The sequence below is a fragment of the Candidatus Sororendozoicomonas aggregata genome, assembly GCF_031528575.1.
In the GTDB taxonomy this organism is placed as follows: domain Bacteria; phylum Pseudomonadota; class Gammaproteobacteria; order Pseudomonadales; family Endozoicomonadaceae; genus Endonucleibacter; species Endonucleibacter aggregata.
Genome location: NZ_JAVLSP010000038.1, coordinates 1 through 21,422, shown reverse-complemented (window position 1 = coordinate 21,422; position 21,422 = coordinate 1). Strand labels below are relative to the sequence as shown.

17 protein-coding genes are annotated in these 21,422 nt (G+C 48.3%); 15 read left to right on the top strand and 2 right to left on the bottom strand.

The window, feature by feature from the left end:
* The first annotated feature begins 178 nt into the window (after positions 1-178).
* Entirely contained in the window at positions 179-1,900 is a 1,722-nt protein-coding gene (gene ptsI / locus V4C51_RS09080) for a phosphoenolpyruvate-protein phosphotransferase PtsI (protein WP_330925839.1), read from the top strand.
* Here ptsI and V4C51_RS09075 read toward each other — a convergent pair.
* Positions 1,894-2,046 (bottom strand): hypothetical protein, encoded by a 153-nt coding sequence (locus V4C51_RS09075; protein ID WP_330925838.1) that lies wholly within the window; start codon positions 2,044-2,046, stop codon positions 1,894-1,896. The genes ptsI and V4C51_RS09075 overlap by 7 nt on opposite strands.
* A gap of 25 nt (positions 2,047-2,071) precedes the next feature.
* Complete coding sequence (locus V4C51_RS09070) at positions 2,072-2,242, bottom strand: hypothetical protein (RefSeq protein WP_330925837.1); 171 nt, start codon at positions 2,240-2,242, stop codon at positions 2,072-2,074.
* Between the two features lie 568 nt (positions 2,243-2,810).
* On the opposite strand from V4C51_RS09070, the gene nagE reads away from it, so the two are divergent.
* The 14 genes from nagE to V4C51_RS09000 all read left to right on the top strand — a co-directional run bounded on the left by nagE (position 2,811) and on the right by V4C51_RS09000 (position 21,259).
* Positions 2,811-4,193: an N-acetylglucosamine-specific PTS transporter subunit IIBC gene (gene nagE, locus V4C51_RS09065; RefSeq protein WP_330925836.1), complete on the top strand. Its 1,383-nt coding sequence runs from the start codon at positions 2,811-2,813 to the stop codon at positions 4,191-4,193.
* Between the two features lie 122 nt (positions 4,194-4,315).
* Complete coding sequence (locus tag V4C51_RS09060) at positions 4,316-4,573, top strand: HPr family phosphocarrier protein (RefSeq protein ID WP_330925835.1); 258 nt, start codon at positions 4,316-4,318, stop codon at positions 4,571-4,573.
* 873 nt (positions 4,574-5,446) lie between these two features.
* Positions 5,447-6,454, top strand: coding sequence for a type I glyceraldehyde-3-phosphate dehydrogenase (gene gap / locus V4C51_RS09055; RefSeq protein ID WP_330925851.1), 1,008 nt, complete (start codon positions 5,447-5,449; stop codon positions 6,452-6,454).
* 458 nt (positions 6,455-6,912) lie between these two features.
* Positions 6,913-8,349: a pyruvate kinase gene (pyk, locus tag V4C51_RS09050; protein WP_330925834.1), complete on the top strand. Its 1,437-nt coding sequence runs from the start codon at positions 6,913-6,915 to the stop codon at positions 8,347-8,349.
* Between the two features lie 63 nt (positions 8,350-8,412).
* The gene (gene pfkA / locus V4C51_RS09045; protein WP_330925833.1) at positions 8,413-9,399 is read left to right on the top strand and encodes a 6-phosphofructokinase; all 987 of its coding nucleotides are present in this window, start codon (positions 8,413-8,415) and stop codon (positions 9,397-9,399) included.
* Positions 9,400-9,686: 287 nt separating this feature from the next.
* Complete coding sequence (gene crr / locus V4C51_RS09040; RefSeq protein ID WP_330925832.1) at positions 9,687-10,181, top strand: PTS glucose transporter subunit IIA; 495 nt, start codon at positions 9,687-9,689, stop codon at positions 10,179-10,181.
* A gap of 162 nt (positions 10,182-10,343) precedes the next feature.
* A complete protein-coding gene (locus tag V4C51_RS09035; RefSeq protein ID WP_330925831.1) occupies positions 10,344-10,886 on the top strand; it encodes a hypothetical protein in 543 nt (180 codons plus the stop codon).
* Positions 10,887-11,395: 509 nt separating this feature from the next.
* Positions 11,396-11,740 carry a hypothetical protein gene (locus V4C51_RS09030; protein WP_330925830.1) on the top strand — a complete coding sequence of 115 codons (345 nt, stop codon included), beginning with the start codon at positions 11,396-11,398 and terminating at the stop codon, positions 11,738-11,740.
* 109 nt (positions 11,741-11,849) lie between these two features.
* A complete protein-coding gene (locus V4C51_RS09025) occupies positions 11,850-18,737 on the top strand; it encodes an FG-GAP-like repeat-containing protein (RefSeq protein WP_330925829.1) in 6,888 nt (2,295 codons plus the stop codon).
* A complete protein-coding gene (locus V4C51_RS09020) occupies positions 18,730-19,032 on the top strand; it encodes a hypothetical protein (RefSeq protein WP_330925828.1) in 303 nt (100 codons plus the stop codon). Before V4C51_RS09025 ends, V4C51_RS09020 begins: the two co-directional genes overlap by 8 nt.
* Positions 19,033-19,059: 27 nt before the next feature.
* The gene (locus V4C51_RS09015; protein ID WP_330925827.1) at positions 19,060-19,299 is read left to right on the top strand and encodes a hypothetical protein; all 240 of its coding nucleotides are present in this window, start codon (positions 19,060-19,062) and stop codon (positions 19,297-19,299) included.
* Between the two features lie 5 nt (positions 19,300-19,304).
* The gene (locus tag V4C51_RS09010; protein WP_330925826.1) at positions 19,305-20,345 is read left to right on the top strand and encodes a hypothetical protein; all 1,041 of its coding nucleotides are present in this window, start codon (positions 19,305-19,307) and stop codon (positions 20,343-20,345) included.
* Position 20,346: 1 nt separating this feature from the next.
* Positions 20,347-20,604: a hypothetical protein gene (locus V4C51_RS09005; RefSeq protein ID WP_330925825.1), complete on the top strand. Its 258-nt coding sequence runs from the start codon at positions 20,347-20,349 to the stop codon at positions 20,602-20,604.
* 313 nt (positions 20,605-20,917) lie between these two features.
* On the top strand, positions 20,918-21,259 hold the full coding sequence (locus V4C51_RS09000) for a hypothetical protein (RefSeq protein ID WP_330925824.1): 342 nt from the start codon (positions 20,918-20,920) through the stop codon (positions 21,257-21,259).
* Positions 21,260-21,422: the final 163 nt, after the last annotated feature.

Genomic DNA, 21,422 nt, shown 5'->3' with positions numbered 1-21,422 from the left:
CCTTAGCGAGGATTGCGAGAAATTGAGGATAAAATTTCTGTTTCTGAGGAGAATAGTGGAGCTATTTGATGAAGAAGCAGGAATTTTTAGACCAGTTTATCGCAACCGCAGTAGCGCAGTCTATTCTCGGGCAGGCTCCTGGATAAACTACACTGGATTATTACTGACACTTTTTTAAATGGGTAAAAGTATGTTTTCAGGCATTATTGCATCCTCTGGCGTAGCCATTGGTAAAGCCTTTGTTCTGAAAGAGGTAGATATTCATATTAGTGATGGCGTGCTGGACCCATCAGAAGTTGAGTCAGAAGTTGCGCGTTTTGAAGTCGCCAGGAGCCAGTCGGTGGAACAGCTTGAGGCAATTCGGGATAAGGCGGCTATTAAACTGGGTAAAGAAGAAGCTGAAGTCTTTGAAGGTCATATTCTCGTGGCAACCGACGAGGAGCTTGAAGAGGAAGTACTGGAAGCCATTCGCAATCTCAAACCGGCTGATGCCGCGTTGAACAGCGTGATCAATGCCAATGTGGCCATGCTTGAAGAACTTGATGACCCGTATTTTCGGGAACGGGTTGCTGATATTAAAGATGTGGGGCGCCGGTTGTTGAAAAATCTGCTGGGGATTGCCATGGTGTCCCTCGAAGATGTGACGAAAGGCACGATTATTGTGGCAGATGACCTGACGCCTTCTGAAACCTCACAAATTGACCTTGATAAAGTGGAGGGATTTGTTACCAATATCGGTGGTCGTACCTCCCATTCAGCGATTATGGCACGCTCCCTGGAGCTGCCGGCGATTGTGGGTGCTAAAGTGGCTACGGATCGCATTATTAATGGTGATAACATTGTGCTGGATGCGGTGAATAACAAAGTTCTGGTGAATCCCGATGCGCTGACGCTTGAGCAGTATCACGCGTTGCAGGTGAGTCTCGAAGAAGAAAAGAAAGCCCTCGCCCAGTTGAAGGCATTGCCTTGTGAAACCGCTGATGGTAAGCGGTTTGAGCTGTGTGCCAATATTGGTACGTTGAAAGATGTTGAAGGCGCTACCCGCCACGGTGCTGAAGGTGTCGGGTTATACCGGACTGAATTCCTGTTTATGGATCGCGCTCAGATGCCAACGGAAGCTGAGCAGTTTCAGGCTTACAAGGGTGTCGCTGAAGCCATGGGCAGGCAGCCGGTGATTATTCGTACGCTGGATATTGGCGGTGATAAAGACCTGCCGTATCTGGATTTGCCTCAGGAGCTAAATCCTTTTCTTGGCTATCGCGCGATTCGCATGTGTTTTGACAAGCCTGAGATTTTAAACACCCAGCTGCGTGCTATTTTGCGGGCCAGCCATTTCGGCAACCTGAAAATCATGTTCCCTATGGTAATCTCTGTTGAGGAAGCGCGTCGATTAAAAGGCATTCTGGCAGAGGTGAAATCGGCGCTTAAGGCGGAAGGTCACCCCTTTGATGACTCCATTGATATTGGCGTAATGATTGAGACGCCAGCGGCAGTAATGATTGCTGACCTGCTCATTGATGAGTTGGATTTTTTCAGCATCGGCACTAATGATTTAACGCAGTATGTGCTGGCTGTTGATCGTGGTAATGAAATGATCGCTGATTTGTACGACCACTATGCACCGAGTGTCATTCGTGCCATCAAGCGGGTGATTGATTGTTCTCACGAGGCTGGCAAGTGGACAGGTATGTGTGGTGAGATGGCCGGTGATGAGCATGCGGTGCTGCTGCTGGCAGGACTTGGCCTGGACGAGTTCAGTGTGAGCGCTTCTTCTATTCCCCGCGTGAAAAAAGTGCTCAGGGGCCAGCGTCAGGAAGCATTGGAGGCGCTGGCGGATAAAGCGCTGTCTATGGCTACGGCAAATGAGGTCAAAGCGCTGCTCAATGCCTTTGTTCAGTAGCCTTCTTTAAAGGCATACTTTTTTAGCGTTGTAGCGTTGTAGCGTTGTAGCGTTGTAGCGTTGTAGCGTTGTAGCGTTGTAGCGTTGTAGCGTTGTAGCGTTGAGCGGCCCTGTGGATCTCTCACTATTGTCGCGAAGGCAGGCATTCATTTCGGCAATGGGTTGGAGTCTTTATGGGGATAACGACAGGGGTGGGTCGGTCTTGGCGCAGACTTTGACGTCAGGGTCAACGCTCTGCCCCCGACCTGTCTCGGAAGCGTCCTGTAAAACCCAGGCAGATTCGATAACGCCTGTGTACCAGATAATTGTGGCTTCAAGCTGAGAAGCAGTCTTAAACGTCATGCTCCTACTGCGGCTACGATAAATGGGTCTGAAAAGTCGCTTTTGCTCGTCAAATAGTCCCGCTATTCTCCTCACAAAAGCGACTTTTTATCCGCCATTTCTTGCGGTCCTCGCTACGGGCAGACGTTTAAGACTGCTTCTGAGGTGAGCAATGCGCGAGTGAAGGGGGTTTTTGGTCTACATTGAAATAGCTTTGTTTCTTCATGTGCTTCTTTGTTCTATATCAAGGTTTTATTTTTCTAACATGTTATAGTTGGCGCTGCTCTGTAACCGCTTTCAGCAAACGATTACCCGGTATGAATGTGAGTCAGAGTAAAAAACCAAAGGCTTAACCAGGAGCCTGTCGGACTTAAGACAATTTCGGCTTAAAATCCAGAAAGCGCGAGAAAGTGTGGCCAGAACTTTCGATCAATTTGCTTAAATAGGTCAACTATTCGCATAAATTGATCGAAAATTCTGACTCGCCCTACTGAATTTTATGCTCGAAAGCATAAGTCCGACAGGCTCCAAGACTGACATAAAAGCCATAACAGAGCCGACTTGCACACATGTTTAAGGAGTTCTTCGAGTGAATGTACTAGGTTATATGCAGCGATTGGGCAAAGCGCTTATGCTGCCCATCGCTATCTTGCCTGTGGCAGCAATTCTGTTGCGATTGGGGCTTCCTGATCTTCTGAATATTCCCTTTATGGCTGAAGCGGGAAATGCCATTTTTAGTAACCTGCCTTTGCTTTTTGCCATGGGCATCGCGATCGGTTTAGCTAAAGGTGACAGTGGTGCCGCAGGTATGTCGGGTGCGGTTGGCTACTTCGTGTTAACGGCGGCAGCAGGCACCATTAATCCTGACATTGATATGTCATTCTTTGGTGGTATCGTGGCGGGGGTTATTGCGGGACACGCTTATAACCGGTTCCATTGCGTTGAACTCCCTTCCTTTCTGGCGTTCTTTGGTGGTAAACGCCTTGTCCCCATCATGACAGGGCTTTTGGCATTAGTTGTGGCTGTCATTGCCGGTTATGTCTGGCCGGTCATTCAAAATGGCATTGACGCGTTTGGTAATGCTGTTGCCAGTTCCGGCGCCATTGGTCAGTTCAGCTACGGCGTTTTGAACCGGGCGCTGATTCCTCTCGGTTTGCACCATGTATTGAATTCTATATTCTGGTTTGGGCTAGGTCAGTTCACCAACAGCGCAGGTGAGGTGGTGACAGGTGATATCGCCCGCTTCTTCGCAGGCGACCCGACCGCGGGTGCGTTCATGGCCGGCTTCTACCCAGTGATGATGTTTGGCTTGCCAGCAGCGGCGTTTGCCATGTACCTGGCCGCGCCAAAAAATAAACGGATGAAAGTCGCTGGTGTTCTGCTGTCTCTGGGGTTAACCGCCTTTTTGACCGGGGTGACCGAACCGCTGGAGTTTACCTTCATGTTCCTGGCACCTGTCCTGTATGGGATCCACGCCTTACTGACGGGGATCTCTCTGGTGGTAACAAACTGGGCTGGTGCTCTGCATGGCTTTGGTTTTTCAGCAGGGGCATTTGACTTTGTGTTGAACTGGGGGCTGGCAACGCACCCTGTGCGTATTGTCTTTATTGGTCTTGCTTTTGCTGTTATTTATTTCTGTGTCTTCTACTTTTCTATCAAGGCCTTCAACCTGAAAACGCCAGGCCGGGAAGATGATGACTTGCAGGTAGATGATGTCGCGGAGGTTAAAGGCAGTGAACGGGCTGAACGTTATATCGCGTTGCTCGGCGGCGCTGATAACCTGGTTACTGTTGAAGCCTGTATTACCCGTTTGCGTCTGACCCTGGCTGACCGTGAACGTATTGATGAGCGGGGTTTGAAGGCAATGGGGGCTAAAGGTGTTGTCCGTCTCGGTGACAATAACCTGCAGGTTATTCTTGGCCCTCAGGCGGAAATTATCGCCGGTGAAATTAATGCGGCTAAAGGTCTTTGATGCGCTGAGCCAGAGAGGGTTCCGGCCTTGGAAGCAGTCTCGCAGGCTGCTCTTTGTTAAATAAGATAGTACCTGAAAGCGACTTTTATTGATCGTTTTTCAGGTTCTATCAGGAGTACTGCATGTTTAAGAAAGATGTTGTGATTACAGCAGAAAATGGTTTGCATACCCGCCCTGCAGCGCAATTTGTCAAAGAGGCAAAAGGCTTTGAGTGTACTCTCAAGCTGGAGATAGGCGGCAAGCAGGCCAGTGCCAAAAGTCTGTTCAAGTTGCAAACCCTGGGGCTGGTGCAGGGTGCGACAGTCAGCATTATTGGTGAAGGTGAAGGCGCTGAACAGGCGGTAACTCATCTTGCCGAGTTCATTACCACGTTGAAATAAGGACAGTGGCAATGAACACTATACCAGTGCCGTCCCCGCAAAGGTGGGGGCGCTGTTGTCGGTCAGGCTCCCAGGGTGCGCTGGCGCTACTGCTTGTAGCTGTGAGTGTCAGAAGTTTTTTTCCGGCTTCCTCGTTATTATCGCCATCAAGACTATACTTGTTCCGAAGCCGGTTATGATTATTTTTTCTATGCTGAAAAATATCTTTTTTATGACGATGGATTCTAACGCCAACGGGTTCATCACTGTGCTATCTATGCTAGGAGGCTGTCCGACAATAGCGCCCTTAGCGAGGATTGCGAGAAATTGAGGATAAAAATTTCTGCTTCTGATGAGAATAGCGAGGCTATTTGATGAAGCAGCAGGAATTTTTAGACCCATTTATCGCAACCGCAGTAGCGCAGTCTATTCTCGGTCAGGCTCCTAGCTTGGTGGATTTAACCGTTGGCGCGAGAAAAATGGTGTAAGGCAACGTTCAGCTCACTACTGATATGCAGGATAACAATGGTTTAATCGGGGGTTTAATCGGGATTTTTCGCAGTTGAGCAGTGTTAAGCTCGACTCGCTGTCAGTGACCAGAACAAAAAATAATGCCTGGCACCGCCTGAGTATGTATTGAAGGTGTTGTCTCAGGTGCTGGCGATGATAATGGATAAAAACAGATTGCAGCGTGTTTTATTCACAGAAATTGACATAACTGTATCGGCAAAATAACACAAACTAACTCGCCGATGTAAAAGTTTGATCATCTTCTGAAAAACCTTTATTCATCGGGCATTTAGGTATTTTCCCTGAGCTGTAATTGTACTGAAATTCCTATTTACTTAGGCCTAAACGGGATCTGCCCGGTACGATGAAACGTTTGGAGACGTTATTATGATTAACATTGCTATTAACGGCTATGGTCGTATTGGTCGTAATGTATTGCGTGCCCTGTACGAATCAGGCCGCCGTGATGCATTTCAGATTGTAGCAATTAATGATCTCGGCGATGCCACTACCAATGCGCACCTGACGAAGTATGACACGGTTCACGGTCGCTTCAATGCTCAGGTCGAAGCGGGTGAAGGTACGCTGACTGTTAATGGCGATGAAATTAAAACCTTTTCCGAGCGTAACCCTGCCGACCTGCCCTGGGCAAAACTGGGTGTAGATGCAGTGTTTGAGTGCACCGGTATTTTCCGGTCCAAGGAAGCTTGCCAGTCTCATCTTGCTGCCGGCGCTAAAAAAGTCATTATTTCTGCGCCAGGAAAGAATGTTGATGCCACGGTGGTTTACGGTGTTAATCATGACGTATTAACAGCGGATATGACCGTTATCTCCAACGCCTCTTGTACCACCAACTGCCTGGCACCTGTTGTCAAGCCACTTAATGATGCGCTGAATATTGAAAAAGGCTTGATGACGACGGTACATTCTTACACCAACGACCAACGCCTGAGCGATGTGTATCATTCTGACTTGTACCGTGCCCGTGCCGCTGCCTGTAATATGATTCCGACGGCTACTGGTGCTGCATCGGCTGTGGGACTTGTTGTACCAGAGTTGCAGGGCAAATTTGATGGTATGGCCGTGCGGGTTCCAACCGTTAATGTCTCTCTGGTTGACCTGAACTTTGTGGCTGGCCGTGATACCACCGCTGAAGAAGTGAACGAAATTATGGCTACGGCAGCCATGGCAACCCCCATGAATGAGGTGTTGCACGTGAACTACGAGCCATTGGTATCTTCAGATTTTAACCACAGTTCGTTCTCGTCTAATTTTGATGCCACACAAACACGTGTTCAGGGAAATCTTGTGAAAGTGATGGCCTGGTACGATAATGAGTGGGGTTTCTCAAACCGAATGCTGGACACCGCAAAAGCTTTTATGAACGCCTGAGGTGTGAACAGAAAATCAAGTGTCTAATACAGCGTAAAGCCTAGGCTAGGAGCCTGTCCGAGAATAGCGCCCGTAGCGAGGATTACGAGAAATTGAGGATAAAAATTTCTGCTTCTGAGGATAATAGTGGGGCTATTTGACGAAGAAGCAGGAATTTTTAGACCCATTTATCGCAACCGCAGTAGCGCAGTCTATTCTCGGACAGGCTCCTAGGGGTCGTTGCCTTTTAGAAAACACCAACAGTCGTCATTCCTGTGGAGGCAGGCATCTTTCGCTTTCACAGCGGTAACGGTGAGACAGTTTTCATTGTCACTACCTGAAGATATCACTATAGCAAAACCACAGTCTCGCTCGACGACCTGTGGTTTTGTTGTATAACACTATTCATTTTTTAGCGACTGACACCTGCGACTATGCTATCAATGAGCACCGAGTGGGTGATGGAATGAGAGGATACCATGCTCAGACGTACCAAAATTGTAGCGACTCTTGGTCCGGCCACCGAGTCAGAAGAGCAGCTCCAAAAGATTATTGAGGCAGGGGTTAATGTTGTCCGATTGAATTTTTCTCACGGTGATCATGAGGATCACCGGTTGCGCGCTGAGCGCGTTCGCGACATTGCTGAACGACTCAATCGTAGTGTGGCCATATTGGGTGATTTGCAAGGGCCAAAAATCCGTATTGGCCGATTCCAGAACAACAGGATTCATTTGTCCGATGGGGCTGAGTTTATTCTTGATGCTGAGTTGCCCATTGACGCAGGTGATGAAACGCAGGTTGGCCTGGCCTATAAGAACCTGTCCAATGATTGCGTCGTGGATGATGTCCTGTTGCTGGACGACGGTCGTCTGAGCCTGAAAGTGAAAGCCATTGATGGCCCCCGCATTATCACTCACGTACTGACCGGCGGTGAGCTATCCAACAATAAAGGTATCAATCTGCAAGGCGGTGGTCTGTCAGCCGCGGCACTGACGGAGAAAGATAAAGAAGATATTCAGATCGCCGCTCGGATTGGTGTTGATTATCTGGCCGTTTCTTTTGTCCGTCGGGCTGACGATCTTAAACAGGCACGCCAGCTGATGAAAGCAGCAGGTGGCAGTGCCGCGATCCTTTCCAAAATTGAACGGGCTGAAGTCGTGCGTAGCCAAAAGCTGCTGGAAGAGGTTATTAAAGCCTCCGATGCCGTTATGGTCGCGCGGGGAGACCTGGGTGTTGAGATTGGTGATGCGGAGCTGGTGGGCGTACAGAAACATATCATTAGCGAAGCACGCCGCTTGAATCGACCCGTGATTACAGCCACTCAGATGATGGAGTCCATGATTCACAATACCCAGCCGACCCGTGCGGAAGTGTTTGATGTAGCGAATGCTGTCCTTGATGGAACCGATGCCGTGATGCTCTCAGCAGAAACAGCCACGGGTAAACGCCCGGATGAAGTGGTCAAGGCCATGGCGCGTATTTGTCTGGGCGCGGAAAAGCAGCCGACAACACAAATCTCCACACACCGTATGGACTTTACGTTTCAGAAAACCGACGAAGCTATTGCCATGGCCGCAATGTATGCGGCTAACCACCTCGAAGGGGTGAAGGCTATTGTCTGTCTGACCAAAACCGGCAGTACGCCCCTGTGGATGTCCCGTATTAATTCTGGTTTGCCGGTGTATGCAATGACTCGTCATAAAGCCACTGAACGACGGGTTGCACTCTATCGCGGCGTGGAGTCTGTGGCTTTTGACAGTGGTACTACTTATGGCCTGGAAGTCAACAGCAATGCTATTACTGAGCTGAAAAACCGTGGGCTTTTAGCCACAGGCGACAAGATTATCCTGACCAAGGGTGAAACGCGCGAGATTGAAGGGGGTACCAATACCCTGCAAATTCTAACGATTGCTTAATCACATATGGACTCTTCTATACTGGTAAAATGCCAGAAAGAAGGGTAAGGAGGAGAGCTGAAGATGAGCGATTCCCGTCTCAAGCGAATCGGTGTATTAACCTCAGGGGGCGATGCCCCGGGAATGAACGCGGCTATTCGAGCTACGGTGAGGGCCTGTATATACCACGGCGTCGAGCCAGTTGCTATTCGTCAGGGCTATAAGGGGCTGATTGAAAACGCCCTGGAAGTGATGAACGCGCGCTCAGTTGCCAATATCATTAACAAGGGCGGCACCTTTCTGAAATCAGCCCGCTGTGAGGAGTTTCGCACCAAAGAGGGACGAGCCAAAGCCTTCGCGACGGCAAAGGCAGCGAATCTTGAAGGTCTGGTCGTTATTGGGGGTGATGGTTCGTTCACTGGCGCCATGTATCTGGAGCAAGAGCATGGCCTTGCTTGTGTTGGCGTGCCGGGCACCATTGATAACGATATTTATGGCACCGATTGCACCATCGGTTATGACACCGCCCTGAACACGGTTGTTGAGGCTATTGATAAAATTCGTGATACAGCGACATCCCATAATCGTTTATTCTTCATTGAAGTGATGGGCCGTGATGCCGGTTTTATCGCTTTGAACACAGGCATTGCCGCCGGCGCTGAAGAAATCCTCATTCCCGAGCAGGAAAATAACATTGATAACCTGATGACCGAGCTGCAAAACAGTGGCCGTGCCGGTAAGTCTTCCAGCATTATTGTGGTTTCCGAAGGCGATGCCAGTGGTGGTGTCTTTGAACTTGCGCGCACCGTTGAAAAACGCTGTCCACAATACGAAGCCAAGGTCACGGTACTTGGACACATTCAGCGGGGGGGAAAACCCAGCTGTTTTGATCGGGTGTTGGCCAGTCGTTTAGGTGTGGCTGCCGTTGAGACACTGCTTGGGGGCGAGAGCGGGGTTATGGTGGGTGTCCGTGATCAGCAGGTGGTAAAAACGGATCTTGACAGGGCTATCAGCAAGCAGAACATGATTGATAGCCATTTAATGAGAGTGGCAAAAATCATCACTGTATAGAAGCGGTCTTAAAAGTCTGCCCGTAGCGAGGACTGCGAGAAATGGCGGATAAAAAGTCGCTTTTGTAGGGAGAATAGCGGGACTATTTGACGAACAAAAGCGACTTTTCAGGCCCATTTATCGTAGCCGCGGTAGGAGCATGACTTTTAAGACTGCTTCTAATACCACTGCCGGGCTGTTTTAACGGCCTGGCCGTTTTATTCAAGACCTGTTTGGCCAATACGGGTCAACTGACCATCAGGCAGGTTTATAACAGACGAGAATAGAGGGTGTGCGTTGTGGGCTTAATGGGTTCTCTGAAAAAAAGCATGGGGTTGGCTGCTGCCGAGACAATGGTTATTCAAGCGCCGCTGGCCGGTGATATTGTTCCTATGGAAAGTGTGCCTGATCCGGTATTTGCCGATAAAGTGGTCGGCGACGGTGTTGCCATCAATCCCACCAGTGATGTGATGGTTGCCCCCTGTGATGGCACGATTGGTAAAATCTTTGAAACGAACCATGCATTCAGTATGGAAACGGCGTCAGGTATTGAGCTGTTTGTCCACTTTGGTATTGACACGGTAGAACTCAAGGGCGAAGGATTCAAGCGAATTGCCACGGAAGGTCAGACAATCAAAGCCGGTGAGCCGGTGATTGAAGTGGATTTGGATTTTATGCGCGAGAATGCCGCCAGTGTGATAACGCCCGTGGTTATTTCCAATATGGATGAAGTGGCGAGCCTGGACAAGGCGTCTGGCACCGTTGCCGTGGGTGATACGGTGTTGTCTGTGACCATGAAGTAAATTCGGTGATTTGTGAATAGCTCTGCGCGGGTAGAGCTACACCTCTTTATACCCTGATTGTCTTTTAGAGGCTGATTGTCAGTATGGCTGACCTGCCGGTCAGTGATCCCTTGTACTGTCTGTCATAACCTGCTGTCACTGAATTTTGTAACAGGAGGCGCTATGAAAAAAGGGATCATCGCCAGAGTGATGGCTATAGCCATTGCCCTGAGCAATTCCGCTGGTGCCGATTGGGGCGCTGTGAAAACACAGGTGACGCAAGAGCTGATGGTTGATCGTTACGCGCGGCCTGAATTTCAAGACCTGGCCCACTTTCGTCAACAACAGCGCCAGCGCATGGCAGCAATGACCCAGGAGCGGGCTGACTATTTGCCTGCTTTACAGGGTTATCGACAGAGGAAGGACGAAAAAAAAGTAGTGTTTGTCAGTGCTCAGGGCAACAAGACCTTTAAAAAGGTGCTCAAATTCACAGATACAGATACTGCAAAGAAATCACCTTCTATCAATGACCGGGAAACCCCGTTTCTCAATCCGCTATTTCCTGTCACTGAACAGAAGCAGGTGAAAAGCGTGAAAAGCGTGCAAAAGAGCAGCACTGAAGTCAGTGTCAGGCCGTTTCATTCAGTCAATCACATTCGTAAGCAGCGAACGCCACGAGGCAAAATAAAGGGGAAAATAAAGGTGACAGTCACCGATAAGCGGTAACAGAATTATCTCACCATCCTCATAACGCCGTTAAAAAGTTTGATTGGTGTTACAGCATAAGCAAGAGAAGATTGACAGACTGGCTTCTTGATTAGACATGTATACCCTCTTTAGCATTTTCGCCGTCGTCATCCCATACAGGGATTGTAAGGGATTTATGCCACAAGGACGTGAATCACTAAACCCCCATGACGCGTGTGGTTAGAGTGCCTTCCATAGAGTGTGGTTCCTGTACGTTCCCTGTACAGGATGACGGTGCGGGGTGTATTTCAGCGTTTCGCGACAGCCTCTTTAGTCGGGGGAGCAGTCACTTTATGTAAATATTGTTAAAACGTAAGCATTTTGTCATTTTTAGGTATATCTACTTATTTTGATGCGCTTTTTTGCCTCTTATTATTTTTATAATTATTATAAAAAACTGATACCAGCATCGCCTTTTTTATTATAGGTGTATTCATAAGCAGTAGCTGCCGTATCACTTGTATAACAATAACTAGTTAAAGTTTGACTTGGGGGATACCACGAAGTTTGCTGTTACGCTGTTAGTCAGCGTCCTCTCACTGTTTGTGCCAAGTGCTTTTGCCGCTTCTTTTGAAAGTAATATTCAACGGATAGGCGTTAACCCAACCAAGGGATTACTCATTGTTACCGTGGATAAAGAACCAGCAAATACGGGTAATTGCTTTCACAATAATCAACTTGCCTGGTCTATGGAGGAATCAGGCACATCGGTTATTTTATCCACTTTGTTAAGCGCCTATCACACTGAGAAAAAAGTGTTGTTTGATGCTTCTCCAGTGACTACTTGCCTTGGTGAGTACCAAGCCGGTGGCAGTGTTTTTCTTGGGCGTTAATAACACTCCCTTGGTCACCTCGGTCATTTAATCAATACATATTGCTTCACGTTAATCTCACTTTCCGTGCGCTTTGGTGGGCTGTTGTTTTATGGGCAGGATTTGGTCAATGAAAAAAATAAGAAAGGCCATTTTACAGGGGTTATGGTCATTATGGTTGCTCAGTTTTTCTGCGTTAAGTTTTGCCAGTATTGACGACAATAAAAATTTTATCAGTGATGATTCCGGGGCTTATCATTATTATAAAAGCGTTGATGATACCATTTTTCTAGCCGCCCTTCAGCCCCTTTATATTCATATTCCTGTTGGGGGAATCACAATGACAGTGCCTGTTCCCAGAAAAGAGCTGGATACCATCATCTGGTTACAAGATAAACAAGCATATGCGCTCCCGGCTGTGAGTTTTATGTATTTGCTTGGGTCTGAACAGATGCCTGCAGGCTATGAAGAAACCTTTAAAACATTCAGCGACAGTGAGAAAAAGGCGGCTATTCATTCAAAATGGAATATTGTCTTTGAAGACAAAGAAACCCACTATACCATTTTGGTGGGTGACTTTAATGGCGATGGTCTCAATCAATTTCTGGTTATTCCAACCACCAGCGCCAGTAAAGATAATCAACAAGCCTTTATTACCACTAACGGTTCAGAGGACACTGCCAGTATCGGTATCAACTTGTCTGCGGATAGTGGGACAATCAGCGTACGTGATGTTAATGACGATGGCCGGGATGACATTGTTGTTAGCCGTGACGATGGTAAGGAATATACCCTTTACGCCGATGAAAAAGGCCAGTTTCCCGTACCGGATGTTATTCCTGAACCCGACAAAGAGATTGATAACGGTGACTCTTCGTTACCGTTAACACCTGGCGCCAGCCAGGGAGAATTCCGTGTTAGCGAATCAGGCAGCGCCACCTACCGCATGCCTGTACCTTTACCGAGGGGTATTGCCGGATTAACGCCACAGCTGGCCTTAAATTACGACAGTGGGAACAGCAACGGCCATCTGGGTATGGGCTGGTCGCTATCCGGGCTGTCCGCCATTACCCGTTGTCGTAAAACCCTGGAGCAAGATGGAAAAACGTCAGCAAAAGGTGATCGTTTTTGCCTGGATGGGCAACGGCTGATTGCGGTTAAAGGCAGTTATGGTGCCAATGGCACAGAGTATCGCACAGAAATCGACAGCCAGACCAAGGTTGTCTCCTACGGCAGCAAAGGTGGATACCCTCAACGTTTTACCGTCTGGCGAAAAGACGGCAGTGTTAGTCAATACGGGGCAACCGGTGATGCGTTTATTAATGCGCAGGGCAAAGATTACGCCATGGCCTGGGCCATTAATAAAACGCGGGACAGCCTGCTAAATGACCGCAACGCCATTACCTTCAGCTACACCCGTTACCCTGACAAAGGCGAATACACCATCAAACAGGTGGCGTATGCAGGTGGACAAGCCACCGTCAATTTTGTTTATGACAATAAACGTACGGATAAAGCCACTTTTTACAGTGAAGGCTCACGATCTTCCCTGAACCAGCGTTTAAACCGCGTAGAAGTCCGTCAGAATAACCAGCTATTTCGCCAGTTCTATTTGCGGTATCAGGAAAACGGCGTCACTGGCCAAAGTCGTCTGACCGGTGTGCAGGCGTGTAGTGCCAGCCATTGCTACCCCCAAACCACCTTTGAGTGGGGTGAAATGGGGCAGGGCTTTACAACCACTGATACCGTCTCTCTGGAAAAAGGCTACAAACACGGTAAACGTGCGGATATTAATGGCGATGGCCGGGAAGATTATAGTGCTTATCTGGAATCAGGTCACAGTGTCAGTTATGTCTCTGATGGCACAAAACTGGTACAAAAAGGCCGGAGTACTTACCTGAAAAAAGGGCTGAAACCTGAAGACTGGTTTGTGTTTGATTATAACGGCGATGGGCGCGGTGATATTCTTTACAAGGACAGAACCTGGAAAATACGGCTGTCTAATGGTCAGGATTATGGGGGGCAGTTGATTGATACGACGTTATCCGCCAGCAATGCAACATTGGCAGATGTTGATGGAGATGGCTTGCCGGATTTGGTTTATACCTCTGTTGGCAGTGCCGGTTCGGGTGCGCAACCTGAGCCTGGTCAGTATATTATTCAAAAAAGAAGTATTGCAGTACGGTATTTAAGACCAAATAAAAATACCCGCAGCCCCTATCCTTATCTGTTCTCTGAGCCAGAAGCCATCGTGCACAGTTTTGATGTACCAGAAGAACTTGTGGGTAATTGTGGTGATGGTTTGCAACGGATTAGCAGTGGGTTTTCCCGGGATATTACTGGCAATGGACAATCGGACTTTGTTCTCCAAATATCAAAAGGTACTGAACGCCGTGGTGGTGGTCGTGATGGCCATTTCTGGTGTGATAGAACCAGTAGCTGGTATCTTTATACAAAAAAAAGCTCACAAAATAACCATTACCCCACAGGAAAGTCACTGTCGAGTGACAAAAGTTTTTTATTTACTGACCTTAACGGTGACACCCTTCCCGACTGGCTCCGTGATGATAAATACTACCTCAATACAGGCAATGGCTTTGATAAAGGGCACTCCCTGGGCTTCAATATTTTCCATGACGCCGATATCGCCAAAAGTCTGAACTTTATTGACTACAACGGCGATGGCAAGCAAGACCTGTTTTATGTCAAAAACAAAAAGACCTGGGTCAAGCGCTGGAATGGCAATGGTTTTGATGCGCCGGTGGAAACCTCTGCCCGCTACTACGGTCGGGACAATATCCAGTTTCTGGATTTAAACGGCGACGGTCGTCAGTCTTATGTCTATTTCGAGAACAACGGCAAAACCCATATCCATACTCCCACATCAGGCGGTTCTGGAAAAAACCGCATTATGGCCATTGATAACGGTGCAGGTAACCGAACGGAAATCGACTACAAACCGTTAACCGATAGCCGTGTCTACACCAAAGGTACGGGCGGGGCATTTAAGCGCTGGGGCAAAGGCGCGCCGGTGTTTGATTTGATGGCCCCGAGCTATGTGGTTAGCCAGGTCAGCAGTACTGCGCCCACAGCGGGCAGCGAACCGGGCAGGGTGAACACCCAGGCTAAAAGCCGGGTCAGCTATCACTATGCCAACGCTAGAGTACAAGGCGGTGGACGTGGTATGTTGGGCTTTGGCAAACTGACGACGACAGATGAACAAACGGGGGTGATCACCACAACGACCTACCGGCAAGACTTTCCTTATAGTGGCTCGCCGGTTTCTACAGAGGTCAAAACCGCCCATGGGCAACCGTTATCTTTCAGCCAAAATAGCTGGTCTGCAAAAAACCGGGGAAGATACTGGCAACTGATGCTGACCCGTTCAGTGGAAAAGGGCTTCGACCTTGACAGCGGTGCCTTGCTGCAAACCGTTACCACTCATACGACCTACGACAGTTACAGTAACCCCTTGACCATCAGTATTCAAACCAAAGGCGGTGGCAGCGAACAAACCAAAGCGACCACCAACACCTATACCAACAATGGCAGTAAATGGCACCTGGGCCGATTAACCCGTGCCGTGGTTACAACAACACAAGGCAGTCACAGCCATACCCGTACCTCTTCCTTTGGTTATAACAGCACCACAGGGATGCTTATATCCGAAACCGTGGAGCCGGGTAACGCCAACGAACTCACCACCACCTATAGCCACGATAGCTGGGGCAACACGGTTCGCTCACGAATCACTGGCAAAGGGATAGCTCCTCGTGAAAGTCGTACACAATACTCGAACAACGGCTGGTATGCTGACCGGGCTATTAATGCTTTGGGGCAAACCACCTCCAGCGTGTTGCAACGCAATGCCTTTGGCCAGCCATTAAAGGTACAAGACAGCAATGGCCTGTTAACGACCTTTGTTTATGACAGTATGGGGCGGGAAATCCGTCAGCGCCACGGCAGTGGCAGTGGTAAAGACACCGCATACTATACCTGTTCATCGGCACCCATTGCCTGTGCTGCCGGTGGCAAGCTGGTTGTGGAAAGCAGGCCCCTCGGTGGTGCCAAAAGCTGGATGATTCAGGATGGACTGGGCCGGGAGATTCGCCGGATCAGCCAGGGCTTTGATGGTACCTTGTTAGGGCGTGAAACCGAGTACGATAACTTAAGCCGCCCGGTGCGGGTAAGTGAACCCTTTGCGGAAAACAACACCGTGTACTGGAATGAAACGGAGTACGACATTCTGGACCGTATCACTAAAGTCACCCAGGCAGGGGGTAACTTTGAGCAGTTTAACTACAACGGCTTTACCACCACCATTACCAATGGCAAAGGCCAGCAACGAACGGAAGTACGTAACGGGCTTGGTCAGTTGGTGAAGGTTAAAGACCCCCTCAACAATACCATTACCTATGGCTACGATACCCAGGGTAATCTGACCCGAACGGTACAAACCGCCGCCGATACCGGCAAGTCAGCAACAACCACCCTGACTTACGACGGGCTGGGCCGCAAGATTGCCACGGATGACCTCAGTAAAGGACGATGGACGTATGAATACAACGCCCTCGGTGAGCTGGTGAAACAAACCGATGCCAAAGGGCAAATACAAACCCTGCGCTATGATCTGCTAGGCCGTCAGGTGGGGCGCACCGACAAAAAAGCCGACGGTGCTGTAGAAGGCGAAGCGGTATGGGTCTACGACACAAAAAAAGTCGGCCTGCTCAGCGAAACCCGCGACAACAAAAGTGGCTTTAAAAAAGTCCTGAGCTATGACAATTATTCAAGGCTCAGCCGTGTCGCCACCACGTTTCATAAGGTCACCTACCACCAGAGAACCACTTACGACAGCTATGGCCGGGTTAAAGAGCAGTACGATGCGGCGGGCAGTAACAGCGGTATCCGCTACCACTACAACAGCCGTGGCTTTATGACGCGGTTGCAGGATATTGCCACGCAGCGCACCTGGTACGAAGTCAAGGCCATGGATGCCCGAGGCAATATAACCGTACAAAGCCTCAATGGACTGACCCAGACCAAAGTGTTTGCCGGTGATACCGGTTTTCTGACAACCTTGAGCACTCGCGCCGTCGGCTCGGATCTGCAACGGCTCGATTACCAGTGGGATTTGCTCGGTAACCTCACTCAAAGGCAGGATCGCAGCACGGCAAAAACCCTGACCGAAACCTTTACCTATGACAGATTGAACCGGTTAACGTCATCGACAACAGGCGGTAAAACCCACCGCTATACCTATGACGGCCTGGGGAATATCACGTCAAAAACCGGCGTGGGCAACTACACCTATGGTCAGAACGGGGCAGGTATACACGCAGTGACGTACACCAGCGATGATAAGGCCAGCTACCGATACGATGCCAACGGCAATATGACCAGCGGTGGGGGGCGTAGCCTGAGCTACAGCACCTTTGATAAACCCCTGTCCATCAGTAAAGGCGGACATACTACCGCTTTCCGCTACAATGTTGACCGCAGCCGCTTTTGGCGCAGAGATACGACCAACGACGGCAAGGTCACCACCACCCATTATATTGGCAATGTGGAAGTGATCACCCGTCCCAATGGTGAGAAGGAAACCAAACGGTATATTAACGGTGTGGTGATTGATACCCAGACGAAAAAGGCTAATGGCAGCACAACAAATAGTGTACAACTGTTGTTAAAAGACCATCTGGGCAGTATCCATACCATTATGGATGGCAATAAACTGACTGTGCTGCAACGTCAGAGCTTTGATCCCTTTGGTCAACGCAGAAACCCAACGGACTGGCAAGCGTTGCTGGAAAAAGATCCCTCAGGCTTTGACAGCAAACTGACCACGCGGGGCTTTACCGGCCATGAGCAGCTCGATGAAGTGGGCCTGATCCATATGAATGGCCGGGTATACGACGCACGGTTAGGTCGCTTCTTGCAAGCCGATCCGTTTATTCAGGCAGCGACCAATACCCAGAACTTTAACCGCTACAGCTATGTGCTGAATAATCCGCTGAATGCCGTTGACCCAAGTGGGTATTTCTTAGGGAAGTTGTTTAAAGGGATTAACAAGCTGCTGGGGGATTTTGCCCCGTTTGTGGCGATTGCTATCGCCGCTTTTGTCCCTGGTGCTGAATTCCTATGGGGGACTTTAGCAAATACTGCGACAGCAGCCGTTGCTACAGGCTTTGTCGCAGGTGGCATTGCAACAGGAAGCTTAAAGGGCGCTTTTATTGGTGCATTCAGTGCTGGAGTATTTCATGGGATAGGGCAGCAATTTAATCCGACAGGAGGCTTGTCATTTGCCAAGGCAGGATTGTCAACTAAAGTCGCCTGGGCGGGCAGCCATGCTATAGCAGGGGGTGTGATCAGTGTGCTTCACGGCGGTAAATTTGGTCATGGATTTATCTCGGCAGGCTTGACCAAGGCGGCAATGGGGTCGACAGGTTTTGACTACAAAAATACTAAAGTTTCAGCTATTACCGGAAGAACGACTGTAGTAGCTATTGTAGGTGGTACTGTATCTGAGCTAACAGGAGGAAAGTTTGGTAACGGTGCAAGAATGGCTGCTTTCGTTCAGTTACAATCGGAAGCGTCAAGGTATTATGAGAATCAAGTTGGGCGTAAAGCTGACCCAATGCCTGGAAAAAATAAATCAGTACGAACAGATTATAGATTTGATGCTAATGGTCGTCAATATCCAGATAGCTATGACCAGAATGTAATTGGTTTGAATGAATCTCTTACTGGTGATTTTTGGGCTGATCTTCTAAAGCAAGGAGGGCTCATCAGCAAGGCTCTTAACATGATTCCTACGATGAACGCAACCGCAGGATTACATGACTATTGGTTTAATAAACCAAACTCTTTAAATTTTACGGTATGGAATGTACCCACTATGCTCCCAGCAGCTGCTATATCAGCTACAGCTTCGATTGGAAACTTTACACGCGGCAATGAGGCTGTGGTTATGAGGATGTATCACATGGAAAGAATGAAAAAAAGGAATAAAAATGATTAAGTTATTGCTAGTGATAGCTGTATTGGCTAATTGCTCATGTGGCTATTTTTCATCACCTCATGAGATTTTTAAAAGTCATATGTCTACTACTATTGGTAAGCATATCTCAGACCCCCATACATGGGCCAGACCAGATAGATTTATATCTGCTCGAGTGTTAAAAGGTGGGAATATAGAAAATAAATATAAGCTACAAAAAAGCTGCTTTTATTTTTTTGAGGAGGATAAAAGTACAGGGATAATTGTGAAATGGCGATTTGAAGGTGAAGTAAAAGACTGTGTTATTTCACCCTAGAAAAATAAAGAACTCTTGGGGCCGGTCTTGAAAAGTACAGAACAGAATCTGGGGGGCTTATATATCTCGTTCCCACGTTTCGTGCTGCAACGTCAGAGCTTTGATCCCTTTGGTCAACGCAGAAACCCAACGGACTGGCAAGCGTTGCTGGAAAAAGATCCCTCAGGCTTTGACAGCAAGTTGACCACTCGGGGCTTTACCGGCCATGAGCAACTGGATGAAGTGGGCCTGATCCAAATGCCGTTGATCCGAGTGGGTATTTCTTAGGGAAGTTGTTTAAAGGGATTAACAAGCTGCTGGGGGATTTTGCCCCGTTTGTGGCGATTGCTATCGCCGCTTTTGTCCCTGGTGCTGAATTCCTATGGGGGACTTTAGCAAATACTGCGACAGCAGCCGTTGCTACAGGCTTTGTCGCAGGTGGCATTGCAACAGGCAGTTTAAAGGGCGCTTTTGTTGGTGCATTCAGTGCTGGAGTATTTCATGGGATAGGAACCAGCTTCCAGGAAGGCGCTTGGGCTAGAGGCTTTTTTGGTTCCTCAGCCACAGGAGCGAAAGTGGCTGCACACGGACTTGCCGGTGGCGTAATGTCTGTCCTCAACGGGGGGAAGTTTGGTAATGGCTTTGCGAGTGCAGGATTCACACAGCTACTGGCTCCGGGAATTGGTGCGATTGATAAAGGCACCCGTTTCAGTGCAAGGCGGGTTTTTGCCGCTTCCATTGTGGGTGGTACATCTTCTGCCACGACGGGAGGAAAGTTTGCTAATGGAGCAGTAACCGGAGCATTCTCCCGAGCGATGAATGATGAGAGTCATTGGAGGGATCGGGTTAATCTGGCATTAGCTCAAGCCAAAGATAAACTACAACAGCTAAGTTCTTGGGCTGTTAAAAATGAAAAACGCATATTTAGTACAATGCAAGCCATTGGTGGAGCAGGCCAAGCACTTTTTGGTGCTGGCCTTTGCACCACTACTGCTGGTTGTGTATTTGGTGCACCGATAATAGCCCACGGATTATCTAATTATTCTCAAGGTGTTCGATTTACTGATACGAATATCGTGCAGGAAGCATACAAGGCCATATTTGGCAATGATGTCGGTAACTCTATTTATTATTCTGTTGACATTATAAGTTCAATAGGAGCTGGCAGTGCTAAAACCCTTTCATCATATGGCCGTACACTACAAAATAGTGGAGAATCTCTTTTCTATTCTTCCGATTATGTGCGTACTATAGCCACACCTTTTGGAACTATGTCGGCTGTAAATGATACTTATGTTTTAGGTGGGGGGCTTGTGAATGATTACGGAAACTAATATGACTACAATTATTGGCCTATGTATCTCAGCTATCTACGCTCTTCTGATGATCATTTTAAGATTAAAAGGAGCGGTCAACACTACATGTAGACGTTTTGTATTTATTAGTCTGAATGTTACTAATATTGGCATTCTTGCCTTCATGATGGAAATGGCTAAAGCCGCTGGAAACCAAAATTTATGGTTTTTGTCTTTCTTATTGATATTTGTTTTTGTTGGGGTTAATTTATTTTTCGGCTCGATAAAAAGGGAGTAAAGGACATCCAAAAGGGAATAAAGTAAGGGAATAAAGGACACCCATAAATTTGTATGACGGCCTGGGAATATCACCTCAAAAACCGGCGTAGGCAACTACAAATGACGGTGGTTTATCGGATTCCGGTTCAAGTTCCTAATACGCCTTCAAGCTTGAGTGGCGTACGTATTCCCACTCAGGCGTTGAAGAAAAGAGAGAAACACCAAGTGTGAAAACAAAGCCTCTGTGCGTCAAGGTGGTGCCAGAGCACGGAGTTATCAGTGCATGGCACTGATCATAATCAATCAATGGTTGTAAGGGACTCCCCTTTATTATGAATAGAATAAAACGTCTGAGCCTTGGCCTGGCCGCTTGCGCCCTGTCTTTTCCGGCAGCAGCCGACTCAAATCTGTTCGCGGATATTGCTGCGTCCTCTAGTATGCTTGCTCACATCAAACATGTTCGGGTAAGAACCTGGGTGGCCTACATCAAACTCGAAGGTTGTGCCAAATACTCAAAAATCAGCCTTAAAGGTGAATACGGCAAGGCCATGTACTCCACGGCCCTGAGCGCCGCCATTGCTGGCAAGCAGGTGAGGGTTGGGTTTGCTGAACCAGAAGGCTGTTCTGGTGTAATGGAGCCTTATGTTGAATACATTGATGTACCGTTTAGCTGATAACCTGACATGTTTTTCTCCAACCTAGGAGCCTGTCCGAGAATAGACTGCCCTACTGCGGTTACGATAAATTGGTCTAAAAATTCCTGCTTCTTCGTCAAATAGCCCCACTATTATCCTCAGAAGCAGAAATTTTTATCCTCAATTTCTCGTAATCCTCGCT

Coding starts and splice junctions, on each gene's coding strand:
- V4C51_RS09005 (WP_330925825.1), top strand. CDS start 20,347: ATGACTACAATTATTGGCCTATGTATCTCAGCTATCTACGCTCTTCTG.
- pyk (WP_330925834.1), top strand. CDS start 6,913: ATGCTCAGACGTACCAAAATTGTAGCGACTCTTGGTCCGGCCACCGAG.
- pfkA (WP_330925833.1), top strand. CDS start 8,413: ATGAGCGATTCCCGTCTCAAGCGAATCGGTGTATTAACCTCAGGGGGC.
- V4C51_RS09025 (WP_330925829.1), top strand. CDS start 11,850: ATGAAAAAAATAAGAAAGGCCATTTTACAGGGGTTATGGTCATTATGG.
- ptsI (WP_330925839.1), top strand. CDS start 179: ATGGGTAAAAGTATGTTTTCAGGCATTATTGCATCCTCTGGCGTAGCC.
- V4C51_RS09060 (WP_330925835.1), top strand. CDS start 4,316: ATGTTTAAGAAAGATGTTGTGATTACAGCAGAAAATGGTTTGCATACC.
- V4C51_RS09035 (WP_330925831.1), top strand. CDS start 10,344: ATGAAAAAAGGGATCATCGCCAGAGTGATGGCTATAGCCATTGCCCTG.
- V4C51_RS09075 (WP_330925838.1), bottom strand. CDS start 2,046: ATGCCTGCCTTCGCGACAATAGTGAGAGATCCACAGGGCCGCTCAACG.
- V4C51_RS09020 (WP_330925828.1), top strand. CDS start 18,730: ATGATTAAGTTATTGCTAGTGATAGCTGTATTGGCTAATTGCTCATGT.
- V4C51_RS09070 (WP_330925837.1), bottom strand. CDS start 2,242: ATGACGTTTAAGACTGCTTCTCAGCTTGAAGCCACAATTATCTGGTAC.
- V4C51_RS09000 (WP_330925824.1), top strand. CDS start 20,918: ATGAATAGAATAAAACGTCTGAGCCTTGGCCTGGCCGCTTGCGCCCTG.
- crr (WP_330925832.1), top strand. CDS start 9,687: ATGGGTTCTCTGAAAAAAAGCATGGGGTTGGCTGCTGCCGAGACAATG.